The following is a 19,340-nucleotide window of genomic DNA, read 5'->3' on the forward strand; positions in this document are numbered from 1 at the left end:
ATTGCGTGTTCCGTCGCGAGGTGGCTACGCAATACGCAATACGGAATACGCAATACGCATGACTCTTCTCTACCTCATCCGCCACGCCCGCTCTACCTGGAACGCCGCAGGCCGAATGCAGGGCCAGGCCGACCCGCCACTGGACGAGGCGGGCCGGGCGCAGGCACAAGCTCTGGCCGAGCGTTTGAAGGACGAAACTTTTCACGCCGTGTACAGCAGTCCCCTCGCCCGCGCCCGCGAGACCGCCGAAATTCTAATCGCCTCCCGTGCCGTTCAGCCGCCGCTCGTCTTTGATGACCGATTGATGGAGCGCCACCTGGGCGAATGGACGGGATTGACGGGCGACGAAGCCAGAGACCGCTTCCCCGAAAACGGAGGGCGCGACTGGCGAGTAGACGGGCCGCCCGGCGGCGAGAGTCAGGCGGAGTTGACGGGTCGGGCCGCCGAGGTTGTGGGGAGCATCCTCGCCGTCCACCCCGATCAGGCGGTTGCCATCGTCAGTCATGGCGGCACGCTAAATGCTTATCTGGCTTACCTGCTGGGAATTCCGCCGGAAAAGCCGGTCGGGTTTCGTTTTAGCAATTGCAGTCTGGCCCGGCTGAGCGTGCGCGGCGAGAACGTTTACCTGCTCAGCCTGGGCGAAGAGTCTCACCTGGAAGGCATGAGAAATTAGTTAGAGTGTGTGTCAGACGGAGAAAAATCGGTTACACTTTCTTAACCTTTTTACCGCCACCGGACTGGAGACTGCCATGAGTAATTTACCCGCCCCACGCACCAACTGGCTGGGCAAGCCTCTCAAATCGCCCGACGAGCCGTCAGGCCAACCTAAAAGTAAGAACGATATCGGCTCCCGCCATCGCCGTTGGTATAACCAGCTATTTCGCTTTGTGAAGTCTTTCTGGTGGATATGGTTAATCGGCGGCCTGGCCTTGCTAGCCGTTATCTTGTCATATATTAGCAGAGATGCCCTGAATTTTTATTTATCCGGGTTGCAGGTTTCCGTAGAGTTTCTTTTCCGGCTTATCTTTGCCCTCAGCATTAATATTCTTATGTTCGTGGGCATTTTCTGGTTTATGGCCCGCTCCAAGACCGAGGTCATTCTGCCGGGCGACCCGAAATCGTTGACCCTGGACGACTACAAAGGCCAGAAGCAGTTGGTTAAACTGGTGAAAGAATGGATTTCGCTCCTCTCTGACCGAACCGAGTTTCAGAAGATGGGTGGTAACTTTATCAACGGCCTCTTGCTCTACGGCCCGCCCGGCACCGGCAAGACGATGCTGGCGAAGTGCATGGCCGGCGAGGCCGGGATCGCTTTCATGTCAATGGAAGGCTCAGGCTTCCGCGCCATGTTTTTTGGCGTAGACGTGCTGAAGATGATTGCTTTCTGCAACAAAGCCAAGAAGCTGGCTCGTGAGTATGGGGCCTGCATCGCCTACATTGACGAGATTGATGCCGTAGGCGCCAGCCGCGGCGGCGTGATGGGCGGCGGCGGTATGATGGGCATGATGGGCGGCGGCAGCGGCTCACTCACCCGTTTGTTGTACGAAATGGACGGTATCGGCGAAGTGACCCGCTGGGAAAAATTACAAGGCCGCCTCTACCGATTTTTTGGCAAAAAACCGCCGGTGCGCAACTGGCACGTGCTTTACATGGGTTCCACCAACCGGCCTGATGTGCTCGACCCGGCCCTCACCCGGCCTGGACGTTTTGATCGTTCAATTGAAGTCAGCGCTCCTGACAAAACTGGCCGCCGTGAGATCGTTCAATATTACCTGAGCAAAATTACTCATGATGAGACAGTTGATGTTGAAGCAATTGTTGCCGACACCAATGGCGCAACGCCGGAGCGAATCATGTCAGCCATCACCAAAGATTCAGTGCGTATTGCGTTGTTCTCTGGAAAGAGGCTGGTTGGCCAACGCGACATTGACCTGGCTTTCCAGGAACAGTATTTTGGCATTGAGAACCCAATTGAAGAGATGGAAGAAGATCAGAAACGAGTGTTGGCGTATCACGAAGCCGGACATGCAGTCGTTCAGCATTATGTGATGCCTGACCAGCGCATTGTGCGAGTGTCCATTATCCGGCGTGGCCGGGCTTATGGCTACGTACTGCCGGTGGATACAAAGGAGTGGCACATCGTCCCTTTGCGTCGTTTCGTCGTAGATATGATGGTCTCTCTGGCAGGACGCGCGGCAGAGAACGTTTTCTTTGGAGAGCCTTTTGCCAGCGTAGGCGGGGATTACGCTAATATCCGCAACAATCTTTGGGTCTTATATGTGTCAGGCATGTTTGGCCCGCCACTCAAAGGCCAGGCAATGGTTTCAATGATGGCAGGCGAGAGTAGCATATCACAGGGCGAAAAAGACAAAATAATTGAACAGTATTGGCGAACTTTGGAAACCCAGGTAGAAAATTTGCTGCGCGCACATGCGTCGGAGGTTCACTCCTTAGTCAATGCCTTGCTGGAACGCAGCGACTTGAGCGGAACAGAAGCATTGGAAATCATGGAGAATGCGCGCCTTGAAGCTATCGCTCGAGGCGAACATGTTCCTGAAGGCCTGCCGCCGATGATGATGCAACTGCTCCCCGAGCATCAGCGCCAACCTGCGAAGTTGGAAGAACTTGAGCCGGCCCCGGCGGCAGATTGAGTTAGAGTTAGAACAACAGGACACAAAAGAGCCGCCAGCGTTTCAATCGCTGGCGGCTCTTCTATTTCTTACTTATCGCTCTAACTTCTCATTTCCACGACCAGAAGGCCATGGTGCCTTGTTGCAAAAAGCGCGGTTGCACGTTGCCGCTGGCTGGAACCAGGATGATGCCCGCCGCGCTTTCATCCGGGAGGAAGATGGGGACGACGAGATTCTGGCTGTCGGGCGACCAGATAGTGGACGAGCGCGCATACTGATCGAAAAAGAGCATGGTCTGCAAAAACTCCTGGGTGGGAACGAACGTCCACAGCAAGGTGCTTTTGCCGGTGATGGCGTCGGCCACGTACATCTTCAAGATAAGCTGAGTGTCCTGGGTAGGCTGGCCCGACGAGTCGGTGACGGGCGCTCGCACCGGCACAAAATAGGCCACCTTCTTGCTGTCGGGCGACCAGTAGAAGGCCACAATGTCTTCCTGATCCACTTCCACCAGTTTCGTCGGGTCGTCGGCGTCCACCAAATTCAACTTGCCAACTGTGAACGACGCTTCGGTGCTGTGAATGAAAGCCACCTGCTTGCCGTCGGGCGACCAGTCGAAAGCCACCGAGGTTTCAAACGTCGTCAATTCATTTTGAATTTCGCCGGAGAGGTCGGTGAGCAAAAGCGCATTCTTGCCGTCGGCATTTTCGGCGGCCAGCAAGAGCCGGGCGCCGTCGGGCGAGAAGGCGGGTGACTGGAAAGTGGCGGGTTTGAGCAAGAGTCCGTCTTCCACCACGCCGTCGGCCAAACTGAGGAACGAGAGCCGGGCCAGCGGGTCGGCCGTCCGCGCGCCGCCAGCGTGAATGAACATGCCGGAGCCGTCGGGCCGCCAGTCCCAATAATAGGGCGAGCCGGTGTCGAGCACTTGAATCTCGCCGCCTGCCGCCGGAACCATGTTGAACGACAGTCCACTGCTGCCGGCGATGGTGGCGATGAAGGTGATGTTGGCCGAGTCGGGCGACCAGGAGAGATAGACCGGGCGGCTGCCGTCATCCGCCTTGTAGACCTCAACTTTGTTCTGGCCGTCATCGTCGGCCACGTAAATGGCCGTCTCCAGATCGCTCTGGTCCGAGCCGCTGAGGCTGAAGAAGGTCAGCGACTTGCTGTCGGGCGACCAGGTGGGGTATTGATAGTAGCGCTGGCTGTCGCCCTCGACGGCGGCATCGTCCGTGATCTGGGCCGGGTTCTTGCCGGTCTGGTTGACGGTGTAGACGTTACCGTCGGAGCCGACGTAGGCAATTAGGCCCGACTTGTGCTCGAGGAAGGTGAGGAGCGGGCTTTCGGGCAGGCGCAGGCCGCGCTGGTCAGTAGCTTGTTCCTGCTGTTTACAGCCCGCGAGCACGAACGCGGTGAGGATAAGGATGAAACTGAAAAGTTTGGTTTTGCCGAACATAGTAAGCCGCCTTTCACCCCTGTGATGCGCCCCAAAGAATACAAGATTGGGAGGATTTTATCACACGGGGAGCGGCGACTGTATCGTCCATTTGGACAGATAAAAAGACCCCAAAGGTTTCAAAAAACCTTTGGGGTCTGGATCAGGTTACTCCGCCCACTCAGGTATTGGCCGGCAACACAGCACCAACTCCTTCGCGGCCCGCACCTCGTCAAGCCGGGCCACGGGCGTGACGTGCGGCGCGGTCTTGAGCACTTCCGGGCTTTCGTGCGCTTCCCTGGCAATCACCAGCATCGCTTCGGCAAACTGGTCGAGCGTCTCCTTGCTCTCGGTCTCGGTCGGCTCGATCATCAGCGCCTCTTTGACGATGAGGGGGAAGTAGTTGGTCGGCGGGTGGATGCCGAAGTCCATCAGCCGCTTGCTGATGTCGAGGGCGTGAACGTCGGGCGCGTCGGCCCAGTGGCCTTCCAGCACGAACTCGTGCATGCAAACGCGATCATAAGCGACTTTGTAAGCGCCCTTGAGTTTGGCCAGCAGGTAATTGGCGTTCAGCACCGCCGCTTCCGAGTTCTCTCGCAGGCCAGACGCGCCGTGAACGCGAATGTAAGTGTAAGCGCGGACGTGCATGCCAAACTGGCCGTTGAAGGCCTTCACTCGTCCGATGCTCTTCTTGGGCGTGACGAAGCCATACAGTGGCGGCTCGTCGTCGTCGCCTTCTTCGACAATGCCGATGAGAGGCGCGGGCAGAAAATCTTTGAGCCGCTCAGACACGCCCACCGGCCCGCTGCCCGGGCCGCCGCCGCCGTGCGGGGTGGAAAACGTCTTGTGCAGGTTGTAGTGCATTACGTCGAAGCCCAGGTCGCCGGGGCGGGCCACGCCGACGATGGCATTCATGTTCGCCCCGTCGCCATAAACAAGGCCGCCGCACTCGTGAACCAGCTTCACCACCTGCTCGATGTGTTCCTCAAACAGGCCGAGCGTGTTGGGATTGGTGATCATCAGGCCAACCACGTCCGGGCCGCAGGCGTTGCGAAGCGCCTCAAGGTCAATGTTGCCCCGGTCGTCCGACGGCAGTTCGACGACTTCGAGGCCGCTCATAGTCGTGCTGGCCGGGTTGGTACCGTGCGCCGAATTGGGAATCAGAATCTTCTTGCGGGCCGTGTCGTCCCGATCCAGGTGATAGGCGCGCATCATCAGAATGCCGGTGAACTCACCGTGCGCGCCCGCCGCCGGTTGCAACGTCACCGCAACAAACCCGCCGATCTCTTTCAACCATTCCTGCAATTGATACATCAGGGCCAGGTTGCCCTGAGCCGTGCCGGGGTCTTGCAAAGGATGTGAGAAGGCAAAGCCCGGCAGGCGGGCCGTGTCTTCATTGAGGCGCGGGTTGTACTTCATGGTGCAAGAGCCGAGCGGGTAGAAACCGCGATCAATCGAGTGGTTCAAAATCGAAAGGTGGTTGAAGTGGCGCACCACGTCCAATTGCGACACTTCGGGCAAATCCAACGAGTCGGCGTCGCGCACCAGCCCGGCAGGCAACTCGGCCAGAGGCACGTCCGGCTCAGGCAGGGCTATGCCGACGCGACCGGGAGATGAAAGTTCGTAGATGAGAGGTTCGGTCATTTTCATTTCAATACTCAATACACAATACTCAATACCCAATATTATTGAGTATTCGGTATTCTGTATTGGGTATTCCTCAGGCTAAATGCTCCAACGCTTCCACCAATTCTTCAATATCGTCCGGCGTGTTCAACTCGGTGACGCACAGGAGCATGTGGCCGTCGAGATGGGCGTAGTCCTGCCCCAGGTCGTAGCCGCCGATGATGCCGTGCTCATTGAACAAGTCGGCGTTGATGTCGGACACCGGGCGCGGACACTTGACGACAAACTCGTGGAAGAAGGGCTGGTCATGGATGACGGTGTAACCGTCAATCTCGGCAATGCGGCCGGCGGCGTGGTGGGCGCGGTGGTAACACACTTCGGCCACCCGGCGCAAGCCGTGCTTGCCCATCACCGACATGTAGACTGCCGCCGCTGTCGCCATCAAGCCCTGGTTGGTGCAGATGTTGGACGTGGCCTTGTCACGGCGAATGTGTTGCTCACGAGTGGCAAGAGTCAGCACGTAGCCCTTCTTGCCGTTGGCGTCCGTGGTCTCGCCCACCAGCCGCCCCGCCATCTTGCGCACATAATCCTTCTTGGTGGCAAAGAAGCCGAGATACGGCCCGCCGTAAGAAAGCGGAACGCCGAGCGGCTGGCCTTCGCCCACCACAATGTCGGCCCCGAACGCGCCGGGCGGCGTGAGCAGGCCGAGGGCGATCGGATTGGTCACAACGCAGAGCAAAGCCCCGGCGGCGTGAACGGCTTCGGCAATGGGTTTAAGGTCTTCGATGCCGCCGAAGAAGTTGGGGTATTGCACCACGAACAGGGCTGTGTCCGCATCGAGTTGAGGCAGGAGGTCCTGGGCCAGCAGGTCGGCCTCGTCATCGCCAGTGAGATTGAGGCCCATGCCCTGAGTGTAGGTGCGCGCCACAGCCCGGTATTGCGGGTGAACACGCGGGCACATGAGCACCTTCCGGCGCTTAAGCTTGAAGTGGTTGACGGCCAGAATGACGGCTTCGGCCAGCGAAGTTGCGCCGTCATAGTGGCTGGCATTCGCCACTTCCATGCCGGTCAGGGCGCAAATCATGGATTGATATTCGTAGATGGTTTGCAGAGTGCCCTGTGACACTTCGGGTTGGTAGGGCGTGTAAGCTGTTAGAAACTCGCCGCGCAAAATCGTATGGTTGACCACCGAGGGGATAAAGTGGTTGTAAGCCCCGGCTCCGAGGAAACAAAGCGAGTTGCCGGTGTGGCCGTTGGACTCGGCCAACTCTCCCAGTTCTCGAAGAGTCTCTGGCTCGGAGAGTGGCCCCGGCAGATCGAGGTCGGGGAAGCGGACACTGGCCGGGATGTCGTCAAATAGTTCTTCGACGCTTTTGACTCCGATAGTCGCCAGCATGGCCTTGCGGTCGGCGTCGGTGTTGGGAATGTAGGACATGGGGTACTCCGACAATCTCTAATCCTCTAATTCTCCAATCTGGATTTTTCGAGCATTGGAGAATTAGAGAATTGGAGAATTAATGTGCGCGCTCGTCGCAATAAGCCTGGTAGGCAGTCGCGTCCATCAGGCCATTTAGCTCGCTCATGTCGGCCACTTTGAACTTCACCATCCAGGCTTTGCCATACGGGTCTTGGTTGACGAGTTCGGGCGAGTCGGACAGGGCTTCGTTGACGGCGGTGATTTCGCCGCCGATGGGCAGGTAAACGTCGCTGGCGGCCTTCACCGATTCAACCGAAGCAAACGACTCGCCCTGCTTGAGGGTTGCCCCGACAGAGGGCAGTTCGACGAAGACGATGTCGGAAAGCTGGTTCTGGGCATAGTCGGAAATGCCGGCCGTGCCGGTCTCCCCTTCGACGCGCACCCACTCGTCGTTCTTGGTATATTTCAGATCGGATGGAATGTTCATGGCTTTCTCCTGTTAGAGTGTAGAGTTAGAACGATTCACCACGAAGGCACAAAGCCACTAGTCCACAAAGTTTTCTTTGTGCAACTTTGTGCCCTGATGTCTTCGTGGTAAAAGGTATTAGCCCTTCAGAATCAAAAAGGGACACAAACGGCCCGAAGCCATTTGCGTCCCTCTGTCTTGGACCTGAGAGATTCGCCCCGCCTGAGCGACTCTTCGACTTCGCTCAGGGCAAGGGTTTGCCCCATCGGTGTCGCCACCATTGCGGCGATAACTTTCCAGAGGAAACGGCGGCGAGGTCCTTTTGCCTGAGAGTTTCGGCCAGCCTGCGGCACAGCCTGGTCTTGCCCCTTCGGCGCTCCCGAAAACGGGAATCTCTCCCCCGCCACCGTCAAATTCGTACGCCGAGGATTTTATAACCCGGCGTGATAAGTGTCAAGCAAAAACTTCCAAAAGCTACTTCTTGCCGCCCTTCGCTTGCCGCTTGAGCCATTCGTCAATCAACTGCTGTTGTTGTTCAGAAGAAACGCCGGTCAGCGTCAGCTTGTCGCCGCCGATCTCAACGGTGACACTGCGGCGCTCGTCGCGAGAGAGCCGGGCCTGAAGCAAATTGATGACGGTGGTGAGCACCCCGCCCGAAGCCGCCAGTGTGACCAGCACCAGACTCCAGTCAATGCCCGGCCCAGACATCGCGCCTGGCGGCGCTTCATTGCGGCCCAACTCCACCGTCTCAATTTCCAACTCCCTGAGTTCGTCCGCCACCTGTTTCGTGAGCGTCATCAATTCTTGGTCGTCGCCATCTTCGAGATCAACCTGTATTGTAAGTTGAACAGTGTCTTCGGCGATCTGGTCTCTCCCCTGCCTCCGATTTTATACCTCAAGCAGGTTTTGGCATAGGCGTTCGCCGGGGCCACCCGCCAGCAATTTGCATCGGCTCTCAAAAGCGGCTACACTCTGGCTTGAAAGGAGGGCTTGTAAATGGATACCGGACGAACAATTGCCATTATTATTGCCGCCGTCGTCATTCTGGTGCTTTTGGTCTGTTGTGTGGCCGTGGCCGTAATCATGGTGCTGGCTCTCTTAGGCCCGGCCATTGGCAACGTGTTCTCAAACATCATCACGCCCACGCTGTAATGTTAGGCGAATTGCCAATTCGCCTTACGATTGAACGGGACATGAACAGAGATCGTCTCCTCAAACTCGCAAGCGTGAGCCTGATGCTGGCCTTTGTGGCCCTGTGTACCTGCGCCCTGCTCTACCTGCTGGTGTCGGAGTTGGATAAGATACAGCAGATCAATCAGGGGTTGATTTTTAGCATATGAATCAAAAGAGCCGACTTATCCGTCGGCTCTTTTTCATTCTCAACAAACTCCCCTATCCATTAGGCTTCCTGATCCTCGCCTCACCTTTGTTCCTACGGCGGCGGCTTCCCGGCAGAGGCAGGGAGAAGTTGGAGCCAAAGGTAGTGGGCGGATTAGACCGGCCAAACTAAACAGCATCAGGTTCAAGGCTCCACCGTAAACACTACCCCATCTCCCCGCCCCGAAACTTCGGGGAAGTAGAACTCGTTGGCCGTCGTCGGGATGACGTTGTACGTGCCAGCCAGCGAGGCGTGCAGGGTGTAGGTGTACTCGTACGTGCCTTTCGGCAGGTAGGTGGCCGAGAGCACCACTTTTTCGTCGCGTAGGTCGGTGTTGGAGAACCACCACCAGCCCCAGCCGTAGTAAAGCGGATCGGCTAAATTCAACTGCGGCGCTTCGCCGACGACGCTCGTCGTCAGCAAACTCGTGTCCACCGGCTCTGCCCCAGCCGGGATCGGGTCTTCAACGATCACATAGTACAAATCATTCGGGGCGATGAGCGTAACCTTCACCAGAATGTCCTGCCCCACTTTGGCCGAGGTGACCGCCGGGCAGGCCGGCTGATTCTTGCCGCCGCAGTCGGGGCCGGGGATGGTGTACTGCCGGGCGACGATGATGCCCTTGTTCTGGGCCTTGATGTCCTGCACGGCCTGATACACTTGCAGGTGAGCGGTGTAATACAGCCGGCCGTCGCCCGCCGTGCGGTCGAACACCAGGCGGTTGGCCTGATCCTTGATCAGGTCGGCCACCTTCACTTGCAGGTCAACCGTCTGCCGCAAATTGTCGGCATTGGCCGAGCCGGACTGCAACTCCTGATCGTTGAGCGTGAGCTTGTAATCGTAACTCGCCTTGAGTTCACCGGTGGCTGTCATCCAGTCAGTCAGGCCAATCAGCGCCCAGGCCGTCTCCTGCGTGCTCTCCCACGCGCCGTTGGCCTTGCGGGCGACCATCAGCCAGCGCACCACGTTTGGGTTCAGGTTGTTTTCGGGATCAAGTTTGGCCAGCGCCGAAAGCACGATGGCCGTCGAACGCGTGTCGGTGTTCATGTTCCACCAGTCGCGCCCGCTCTCCTCCCAGTGCGCGCCCGTGGCCGAGACGATGGCGGCGTTGTTGATATCCGAGAGAATCGTCTTGATGCGCGAGTCGCCTTCGTCAATCTTGTGGAGCGTCATCGCCAGGTAAGCGCGGGCGTAAGTGTCCATCCGGTCGCGGTCTTCGTACATCAGCACCGTGGCGCTGGTGTCGGGCTGGCCATAGTCAGCCAGGGCGTAGAGCATGAAGGCCTGCCGGTTGAGTTGCCACGATGATTTGAGATTTTGCGGCGACTTGATCTGCGACTCGAGGAAACTGGCCGCCCGATCCAGGGTGTCGCCGCCACTGCCCGAGTCGCCCACGTTGAACCCGGCCTGTTTCGCCTGATTCAGCCCAAACAACACGTAAGCAGTGATGAAGGCGTTGGACTGATCGGTGGACCACCAGCCCCAGCCGCCGTCGGCGTGTTGTTGCGAGAGCAGGCGTTGCACACCAAAGTTCACCAGACTCGTGAGGCGCTGTTCGAGCGCCGGGTCGTTCACGCCCAACTCTTTGAGGGCGCGATACGTCAGCACGTTGGGCAGAAAGCGCGAGATGGTCTGCTCGGTGCACTCGTAAGGGAAGTGCTCGAGGTAGTCGAGGCCGTCAATCATGCCTGCCGCTAGCGACGGCGAGAGCTTCACCGTCAGGTCGCCCTGCGAAGCGTCGAAGCGGCGCGGCAGGGCGATCAACTCGGTGATCGACCCCTGCCCGTCCAACTCGCCCGCCGTGCCAACAGTTTCGGGCGCGGAGTATTTGTAAACGGGAATCAATTGATCCGGCGGCTGGCCGAGAGGCGGCTTGGAGGCGTCGGACAGGGCGCCGCTCACGGCAGAGAAGGTCAAATCGGCGACGGCTACATCGGCAATCGTCGCCGACCACTCCACCTGCGCCCGGTCTCTGGCTTTCACCGTCACCGTTTGTTGCGCCGGGTCGGCCAACGTGAAGCCCGATCCACTTAGACTCACATCCACCGTAAGATCGGAGTCCGTGTTGTTGTTGACCACCGCCGCCAACTCGGCCTGATCGCCGACGACGAAGAAGCGCGGGGTAACAGGGCGGATGAGCAAATCTTTGGTGGCGACGATGTCTACCGTGTTCTGGCCGACGAGGGTTTCTTTCGTGACGCCGCGCGCGTCGAGCCGCCAGGTGGTCAGGTTGTCGGGCAACTTGATCGTGACCGAGGCTTCGCCATTGGCGTCAGTGGCGACGGTGGCGTTCCAGTAAGCGGTGTCGCGGAAGTCGCCGCGCACGTCGGCGAAGCCGGCATCACCGCCGCCGCCGCCGCCCTTGATGGCCGCCGTCTCCACGTTCAGTTGATCCACCGAGAGGGTGAGGCCGACACCGGTGCGCACGCTCAGGCCGCGCTCGCCGTAGAAAGCGTCGAGGAGCGGGCCGCTGTTGGGGGCCGCCAGCGACAGGGCGGCCAGGTCGGCCAGCCCCAGCGAGAACTCGGCCTGCACCGGCTCGCCCTTGTAGTTCGTCGCCTTCACTTTGTAGGTCACTTCGTCGCGCGGCCCGGCTTTGGTTTTGTCAGGCGTAAGTTCGACGTTGATGACCTGTTGCTCAGGGCTGACCGTGAGCTTGGTCAGACCCATGCGGAAGGCCGGGACGGGGTTGGTTTCGTCCATGCCCTTCATAATGACTACAGACACAAAGACATCAGGGGCGTAGTCGGCGGTGATTGGTAATTGGTAAGTGGTGCTGTTGCTGGTGAGGGTGAGCACTTCGGTCTTGTAGAAGCCGCCGCGCTCGACGGTGATCAGCGCCGTCGTCTCACCCTGGAACGGCGACGGAATCAGGATGCTGGCCGTGTCGCCGGGCTTGTACGATTTGCGATCTGGCACAAGGCTGATGCGGTTGTTGTTCTCCTGCCGCCACGAGATGAACTCTCGCGAGGCGACCCAGATGTACGTCGCCGACCGGATCGTGCGCCCGCCGGAGTCTTTGGCGGTGACGGCGATCTTGTAGGTGCCGCCGGTTTCGGGGGTGAAGGTTGAGACGGCCAACCCCTTCGAGTCGGTCGTCACCGTGTCGGGGTCGCCCACTTGCGTGTCCTTCACCGTCCACGTCCAAACCTTGTTGCCGAACTCGTCTTCCTCTTGTACGCTGAGCCACTCGTGGTCGTAGTAAGTGACGGTCACTTGCTGGCCGGCCTGCGGCTCGCCGTGCCAGCCGAGGGCGATGAGGTTGAACGTTGATTCTTCTCCGGTCAGGCCGAGGAATTCTTCGGGGCCGACGCCGAGGTAAAAATCGCCCTGGTGCACGGTGACCGACGTCCGCCCGCTCACCGACTGGTTGTTGACATCGGTGACGGTGGCTTCGAGGGTGAACAACTGCGACGTTGTCTTCTTGCCGATGTCGGCGGGGATGTTGATCGCCAGCTTCCCGGCAGAGTCGGTAACACCTGAGCCGGAGGCGATCACTTCGCCGAACGCGCCATAGAATGGCGTGCCTTCGCCGGAGGTATAGTCGAAGTCAATGAAGTCGTAGTAACCGGGGCCGTCGTACTGGAAGAAGGAGTTGGCCGAGAGCAGAGTCCACTCGACGTTGGCGTTCGACACCGCGCCGCCGAAGAAGAACTGCGACTCGACGGTGGCGTGGATGGTGTCGCCCTGGGCCACTTCGGTTTCGTCGGTGGTGACGGTCACCTGAAATTCGGGCTTGTGATATTCGGCCACGAGGAAGCCGAGGTTACTGCTCACGCGCTCGTCGAAGAAGGCGCTGAGGTTGTAGTAGCCGGTTCCGGCTTCGTCGGCGAGGGTGAACTGGGCGGCGAACGTGCCGAACTCGGTCAGCGTCAACTCTTCGTTGTAAACTGACTCGCCCTGATCGTTGGTGATGTTCACGAACATTCGGCTGTAGTCGGGCAGAGAGAAGCGGGCGTCATTCTCGGCGCGGACGACGCCTTTGAACGATATTTCCTGGCCGGGGCGGTACACGGGCCGGTCGGTGTAAAGGTAGATTTGGCCGAAGCGCGGGTAGTAGTCGGTTGGTTGCTGGAAGTCGAACCCGTCAATGCCGTTCGACCACTGCGAGAGGCCAACCGAGAAATTGTCGGTGCCCTCGGAACCGGCGACGGCGTAAACCGTCGTCCACAGGTCGGGCAGTTTGGGGGTGTCGGCGCGGAAGAGGCCGTCGGCGTCGGTTGTGCCGCTGGCGACGGCATTGAAGTTCCGGTCGTAAACGGTAATTGGTAATTCGGGAACGGGCTGGCCGGTTTGCTGGTCGGTGGCCCAGACCAGCGCTTCGTCGAACGTGGTCTTCACGGTCAGGTTGATCTTCGAAACCACCAGGAGATGTTGAGCAGGTTCAGGATAGGGAGTCCGGGCGCGCAGGAAATAGAGGCCGGGCGTCAGGGCGCTCCCATCTTCGGTCATCGGCACTTTGACGTAAGCGTTGTCGTTGGGGAACTGCTCAACGCTCAAACTCCACTCGCGAAGGACGTCACCTGGCTGATACGACTGGCGGAAGATGTAATTGTCCGGGCTGGTGTATTTGCCAAAGTCGTTCAGGCTCATCCGGTAAAGCGTGAAGTTGAGATCGTAGAAGTTGCGGTAAGTAGCGTAAAGCGAGGTCGGCAGGTAAGCCGAGTAAGTGCCCGCCTCGCCGCGCGTGTTCAATTGGAAGAGCGGGTCGTAAGGCCGGGTAGTGAAGTTGACGATTGTGGTCGCGCCGATCTTGTTGCCATATGGGTCGGCCATGTCCGGGCCGAGCGTCACCGTGTAATCGGTGGATGGCTTGAAGTTGTAGTTGATGTAGAGCGATTTGTCGTACTGGCTGTAGTAGGTGTAAACGGCGGTCGCTTCGGGAATGATGGTGACATTGTCCATCAACGTCTTCTCGTCCATCGGCGAGTTGAAGAAAATTTGGAAGCCGCCGTAGGTGTCCAGCGTGCCGCCGTCGGCTGGCCGGGTGGACTGGATGCCAGGGAAGAGAACGGTGTTGAACGACCACGAATATACTTCGGCCAGCGGGGTCTGACCGTCAGCCGCCTTTGCGGTGGTGGCGACGGTCGCCACGTAAGTTTTGGCAAGCTCCATGCCCGCCGGGGTGAAGGTCATCACCGTATTGTCATCATTCCACTGGAAGCGGCCCGATACTGCTTCATCGCCGGCCTTCACCGTAAACGCCTCCTGGGTGCTGGCCCTGTCCATCGGCTGGTTGAAGGTGACGGTGATCGGTTGCCGGAGGGCCACGTCGAACGCGCCGAAGAACGGGTCGGAGGTGGTGACCTGGGGCGGGATGGTGGTGAACGACCAACTAAAATCGTCTTCGAGCAAGCCGCCGGTGGTGTCGGTGAGGCCGCCTTTCACGGTGGCGGTGTAGGCCGTGCTTCCCGCCAACACTTTGGGTCTGAAGACGTAGATGCTGGTGTTGAGCCATTCGCCTTTGCCCTCAATCGCCGGTTCAAACGTCACCGGGTTCGGCAAGTTGCCGGCATCTTCCGAGAGGCCGAGCGGCACGACCGGGCGGTTGAACATGACGGTGATGATCGAGTTCACTTCCACGTCAATTGTGTCGGGCGCGGGCAGAACCTGAGTCACTTCGAGGAAGCCGACGGTGTCGGCGTTGAACGAGAACGGCTCGCCCAGCGCCAGGCCGCCTTTGTTTTTGGCCTCGGCGTTGACGGTGACGGTGTAGCGCGTCGCCCGCTCCAGCGGGTTGGAGGGCGTGAAGCGCACGGTTGAGTCGTCCAGCCACTCGAAAGACCCGGCCATGGTCGGGGAGACGGCGAACCCGGCCTCCACCGAGGCCCGATCCATTGGCTGGTCGAAGTACACGTCAATCGCGCCGTCAATTTGCAGTTCGTCGCCGCGTCCGGGGAAGTGATCGGCCACCACCGGCTTGAAGGTGACGTTGGCGACGGGCGGCGGCTTGGTCGGCGCTGTGGGCGTGGGTGTAGTGATGCCGCCCCCGCACTGGCAGGCGAGGGCGACGATGACGAGGAGGGAGAGGGCTTGGAAGAGGCGGGAGAGGCGCATGGTGAACTCTTGGAGATTAGAGAATTGGAGAATTAGAGATTGGGCAGCGGACGCGACAGATATGTTGGTAAGACGGATTTCTCGGTTCGCAGTTCCGTTTCTGAGGGGAATTGTACCTCAGGCTGTGTTACGTGGCTTCGCGGGGGGGTGTTACGGTTTGGTAATGAGGGGTTACGGGGTGGTTAACTACGGTGTTGGAGTAACCGCCAGGGCGGGGGTGGCGGCGGCCACAGGGTTGGTTCCGCCGTTGTCGGCAATCTGGCAAACGTTTTCATTCTCTTGCATGATGTTGACTACAACCGTATCGTCGGAGAATGAGGCCAGAATTTGCTGGAAGAGCGGGCGGGCGCGGTTGCAATAAGGCTTGCCTTCGCCGGGCACGGCCAGGGCGGCCAGCACCGAGCTGTAGGTGTAATAGGTTTCGAGCGACGACTTATCGAGCGCCAGCCCTTCCACCTGAACTTCGGGCTTGTCACTCTCCGGGCAACCTTTCTCTAAAAACGAACAGCCTAACTTAACCACGTCGGTGTTCACCCGGATTACATTGCCTTCCTGCCAGGCGCAACTGTCCACCGCACAGCCAAGTTCCAGAATGGCGCTCTCGTAGTTCAGCGACTTGAAGTACACCAGCCCCAACTGGCCGTGAACGGCCGAGTTGGCCGGGTCAATCTCCAGCGCCGACTCAAGATACTGTGACGCGCGACCATACTCGCCGGTCTGAAAATACGTGCGGCTGATCGAGAGGTAGGGGCCGATGTCGTTCGGGTTGATGGAACTGGCCCGCTGGAAATATTGAACGGCCAGATCGTATTCGAAGATAGCCCGGTAGTTGACGCCAATTTGCATGTACAGGAACGGCAGATAGGGGTTGATTTGAACTGCCGACTTGTAAGCTTCAATCGCCTCTTCGTAATTACTGGTGCTTTCGAGATACCATCCATAAGCTCGGTAAGCATCCATGCTGTTCGGGTCGAGCCTGAGGGCCTCCCTGGCTTCGTCCCGCGCCTGAGCGTAGCGTTGCAGGTCGGTGAGAATCTCGGCATAGTAGGCGTGAGCCAGGGCGTTGTTCGGGTCAAGTTGGATAGCGCGCACGGCGGCGTCGCTGGCGGCTTCGTACTCGCTCGTCCAATCCAGGGCCAGGGCATGGACGGCATGGGCAGTGCTGTTCTCTGGCGCCAACAGGAGGGCGTCCCCGGCAGTCTTCACCCCGTCCTCCGGCTTGTTGGCGTATACCTGAATCCGGGCCAACCGAATCCGGTACTCAACATTTTTGGTGTCTAACTGAATAGCCCTGAGATAGGCTTCAACGGCCTTGTCCAACTGCCCGGCGGAGAACTGGGTCTCGGCCTCTTCGCTGTAAGACACCGGGTTGCGGGTGGCAGTGGGCGTGAACACTCCAATCGGATCAATAACGCCTTCCTTCCTCAAGTTGAGCACATACAACCCGGCAATAATCAGAACGAGGTAAAGCGCCATCCGATTGGGATTATTGCGCCGCACCTTGCGCAAGTTGAAGCCGCCGCGACTCAGATACATGACAATGTACTGTGCTCCTTCGTTACTTTTATACCACACTAGAAGGCAAAAAGATTCGTCAATCTTCGCTCTCAGCCTATTTTCATCATACGCTTCACAGTCAAACATCCGCTTCGCCCTCGAATTGGCCCCGACCCGCCTCAGGCCGTTATCATGCGCTCCCGCAACGCCGCCGCCACCGCTCAAGTCGAAGAAATCGAGCGGCAATACAACCTGGGCCTGGAAGACATGGACGCGGGCCGTTACCTGCTGGCCGCTCAACGGTTTGAATACATTGTGAGCCTCAATCCCAATTATCTGGATGCCGCGTCGCGCCTCGTTGAGGCCCGCGCCACCCTAAACGCCACTGCGCCCGCCCCAGCCACTACGCCCACCCTGCCGGCCATCACCGTCGAGCCGCAGGACGCGCCAGCCATGTTCGCCGAAGCCCAGACCGACCTCGACGCCAAAAGCTGGGACGCAGCCATCCAAAAACTCAAAGCCGTGCAAATCGCCGACCCGAACTACGAAAGCGCCGCCGTTCGCAACAGACTCTATCAGGCCTATCGTGGCCGCGGCATCCAGGCCATCAACGACGGGGCGCTGGAACTAGGCCTGACCGATCTTGATCAGGCCGCCCGCTACGGCTTGCTCGACGAAGAGGCCCGGCAATATCAACAGTGGGCGGCCATCTACATCTCCGGCGTGTCGTACTGGGGCCTCAACTGGGGCCAGACGGTTGAAACCTTTCAACTGCTTTACACCCTTGCCCCCTATTTCCGTGATACGATCACCCGCCTGCACGATGCCCACCTGGGCTACGCGCAGTTTTTAGATGCAGGCGGCGACCCGTGCGGCGCGGCTCTGGAATATGCGGCGGCCCTCGAAATCAATTTTGATCAGCCGACTGAGGACAAACGGGCCGCCGCTCAACTAGTGTGTGACACGGGGACGCCGACTCCCGACCCGACCCTGTTCACGTCTACACCCGATGGAACCCTCACGCCGTTTCCAACAATTGACGAGTCGGCTACAGCGACGGCGACTGCGACAGAGACGGCGACCCCGTGAAATCATGCCGTCTTATGTATCGTCGGATAGCTCCAGCAAAAGTTACGGATAAGAATGTCGAAATCAAAATCCTTCTACCTCCTCAGCCTCGGCTGTTCTAAAAACACCGTCGATTCCGAGAGTATGGCCCAACTGCTGGGCGGCGCGGGCTACAAAGGTGTGGCCGATCCCGGCAAGGCGGGCGTGCTCATCGTCAACACCTGCGGCTTCATCGGCCCGGCCAAAGAAGAGTCGGTGAATGCCCTGCGCGAGCTGGCCGATAATAAGAAGCCCGGCCAACTCCTCATCGCCGCCGGTTGTCTCTCGCAACGCTACGGCGCTCAGCTTACCCAACAAGTGCCCGGCCTCGACGGCATCATCGGCACGCGGCGCTGGATGGACATTGTGGATTTGGTTCAGCGATTGCGGGCGCAACCTCACCCGCAACCCATTTATCATCTGCCCGACTCGCCCGTTGTCGGCTCAGACGAAAAGGGCGCTCTGCGAACCGCCGTGCAAGGGGCCAGCGCCTACCTGAAGATCGCCGACGGTTGCCGCCGCCCCTGCGCCTTCTGCGCCATCCCGCTCATCAAAGGCACAGCCGTCAGCCGCCCGGTCGAAAGCATTGTGGCCGAAGCTCAACAGCTTGAGGCGATGGCCGTGAAGGAGTTGATTCTGATCGCTCAGGATACGACAGATTGGGGTCACGATCTGGGAATGAAAGAGGGGCTTTCGATTCTCTTGGAGCGGCTGGCCGACTCTGCGCCCGGCCTCAAGTGGATTCGGATCATGTACGCTTTCCCCGGCTACGTCACTGACCGCCAGATCGAAACGATGGCCCGCCTGCCGCAGGTGTTGCCTTACCTCGACATGCCCTTGCAACACGGTCACCCGCAAACCCTGCGTCGCATGCGCCGCCCGGCCAACATCGAGTGGGTGCACAACACGGTTGCCAAGATGCGGGCCGCCATGCCCGACCTGGCCATCCGCTCCACCTTCATCGTCGGCTACCCCGGCGAAACCGAGGACGAGTTTCAGGCATTGCTCGACTTCACCGCCGAACTGCAATTCGACCGCCTCGGCGCGTTCACCTTTTCGTTTGAACCTGGCACGACCAGCGAGCCGCTTGGTGACCCGGTTCCGCCGGAAGTGAAAGAGGAGCGCCGGGCCCGGCTGATGGAACAGCAACAGCACATCTCGTTGAAGAAGAATCAGGCCTTCATTGGCAAGACGCTGGAGGTGCTGGTGGAAGGCAAAGGCGACGGCCTCAGCCTGGGCCGCTCGTACCGCGACGCGCCGGAGATTGACGGCATGGTGCTCGTGGAAGGCGACGCGCCGGTGGGCGAGATCGTGCCGGTGCGAATCACCGGGGCGATGGCTTACGACCTCGTTGGCACGGTAGACACCGGGCCAGGGCGGGTAGTAAGCCAGCCGATTGAACTGACCGCCTAAAAACCTTCCGGGCTTTTGACGCCCGGAAGGTTTTTTTATCTACCTCGCATACCCCCTAATTTTCAGCCGTTGACAGTAAGCCTTATCCCAAACCCGGTAAAGCCCCCCCGTTTTGGTCATGTCAAATTCAGTACAAATGTCTATGACTTCTTGACGTGCGTCTATTGACTCCTTAGGCGGAAGTAGAGTTAGATATACCTCACGCGGGCATAAACTGCGCTTTTTCAAATCGCTGAAAGCGCAGAGTCAGTAACGAATCTAAAGCGGCTTTATGCGTCGTCGGCATTTCTCGGAGACACGTTTCAATCGCTGTCTTGAAG

The 19,340-nt window shown here is 59.1% G+C and carries 13 protein-coding genes and 1 riboswitch; of the genes, 6 read left to right on the forward strand and 7 right to left on the reverse strand.

Features of this window, described 5'->3' with window-relative positions:
• Positions 1–58 precede the first annotated feature (58 nt).
• Positions 59–673, forward strand: coding sequence for a histidine phosphatase family protein (locus tag HYZ49_07820; protein ID MBI3242184.1), 615 nt, complete (start codon positions 59–61; stop codon positions 671–673).
• A gap of 76 nt (positions 674–749) precedes the next feature.
• Positions 750–2,651, forward strand: a complete 1,902-nt coding sequence (locus HYZ49_07825; protein ID MBI3242185.1) for an AAA family ATPase — start codon at positions 750–752, stop codon at positions 2,649–2,651.
• Between the two features lie 88 nt (positions 2,652–2,739).
• Here HYZ49_07825 and HYZ49_07830 read toward each other — a convergent pair whose 3' ends face one another.
• The 5 genes from HYZ49_07830 to HYZ49_07850 form a co-directional block, all read right to left on the reverse strand.
• Positions 2,740–4,080 carry a PD40 domain-containing protein gene (locus HYZ49_07830; GenBank protein ID MBI3242186.1) on the reverse strand — a complete coding sequence of 447 codons (1,341 nt, stop codon included), beginning with the start codon at positions 4,078–4,080 and terminating at the stop codon, positions 2,740–2,742.
• Positions 4,081–4,227: 147 nt separating this feature from the next.
• A complete protein-coding gene (gene gcvPB / locus HYZ49_07835) occupies positions 4,228–5,709 on the reverse strand; it encodes an aminomethyl-transferring glycine dehydrogenase subunit GcvPB (GenBank protein ID MBI3242187.1) in 1,482 nt (493 codons plus the stop codon).
• Positions 5,710–5,779: 70 nt separating this feature from the next.
• Complete coding sequence (gcvPA, locus tag HYZ49_07840; GenBank protein MBI3242188.1) at positions 5,780–7,120, reverse strand: aminomethyl-transferring glycine dehydrogenase subunit GcvPA; 1,341 nt, start codon at positions 7,118–7,120, stop codon at positions 5,780–5,782.
• 79 nt (positions 7,121–7,199) lie between these two features.
• The gene (gene gcvH / locus HYZ49_07845) at positions 7,200–7,589 is read right to left on the reverse strand and encodes a glycine cleavage system protein GcvH (GenBank protein MBI3242189.1); all 390 of its coding nucleotides are present in this window, start codon (positions 7,587–7,589) and stop codon (positions 7,200–7,202) included.
• A gap of 283 nt (positions 7,590–7,872) precedes the next feature.
• Positions 7,873–7,979, reverse strand: a riboswitch (glycine riboswitch).
• Positions 7,980–8,042: 63 nt separating this feature from the next.
• On the reverse strand, positions 8,043–8,366 hold the full coding sequence (locus HYZ49_07850) for a hypothetical protein (protein MBI3242190.1): 324 nt from the start codon (positions 8,364–8,366) through the stop codon (positions 8,043–8,045).
• A 198-nt stretch (positions 8,367–8,564) separates the two neighbouring features.
• On the opposite strand from HYZ49_07850, the gene HYZ49_07855 reads away from it, so the two are divergent.
• A complete protein-coding gene (locus HYZ49_07855) occupies positions 8,565–8,720 on the forward strand; it encodes a hypothetical protein (GenBank protein ID MBI3242191.1) in 156 nt (51 codons plus the stop codon).
• 41 nt (positions 8,721–8,761) lie between these two features.
• Complete coding sequence (locus HYZ49_07860) at positions 8,762–8,908, forward strand: hypothetical protein (protein MBI3242192.1); 147 nt, start codon at positions 8,762–8,764, stop codon at positions 8,906–8,908.
• 182 nt (positions 8,909–9,090) lie between these two features.
• On the opposite strand, the gene HYZ49_07865 is transcribed toward HYZ49_07860, so the two are convergent.
• Both HYZ49_07865 and HYZ49_07870 read right to left on the reverse strand, forming a co-directional pair.
• Positions 9,091–15,003, reverse strand: coding sequence for an Ig-like domain-containing protein (locus HYZ49_07865; GenBank protein MBI3242193.1), 5,913 nt, complete (start codon positions 15,001–15,003; stop codon positions 9,091–9,093).
• A gap of 186 nt (positions 15,004–15,189) precedes the next feature.
• Complete coding sequence (locus HYZ49_07870; protein MBI3242194.1) at positions 15,190–16,539, reverse strand: tetratricopeptide repeat protein; 1,350 nt, start codon at positions 16,537–16,539, stop codon at positions 15,190–15,192.
• A gap of 153 nt (positions 16,540–16,692) precedes the next feature.
• Between HYZ49_07870 and HYZ49_07875 the strand changes: the two genes are divergently transcribed.
• Both HYZ49_07875 and rimO read left to right on the forward strand, forming a co-directional pair.
• Positions 16,693–17,589 (forward strand): hypothetical protein, encoded by an 897-nt coding sequence (locus HYZ49_07875; GenBank protein MBI3242195.1) that lies wholly within the window; start codon positions 16,693–16,695, stop codon positions 17,587–17,589.
• 54 nt (positions 17,590–17,643) lie between these two features.
• Positions 17,644–19,020 carry a 30S ribosomal protein S12 methylthiotransferase RimO gene (gene rimO, locus HYZ49_07880; protein ID MBI3242196.1) on the forward strand — a complete coding sequence of 459 codons (1,377 nt, stop codon included), beginning with the start codon at positions 17,644–17,646 and terminating at the stop codon, positions 19,018–19,020.
• The last annotated feature ends 320 nt before the right edge of the window (positions 19,021–19,340 follow it).

It is taken from the genome of Chloroflexota bacterium (genome assembly GCA_016197225.1).
GTDB lineage: Bacteria > Chloroflexota > Anaerolineae > Anaerolineales > VGOW01 > VGOW01.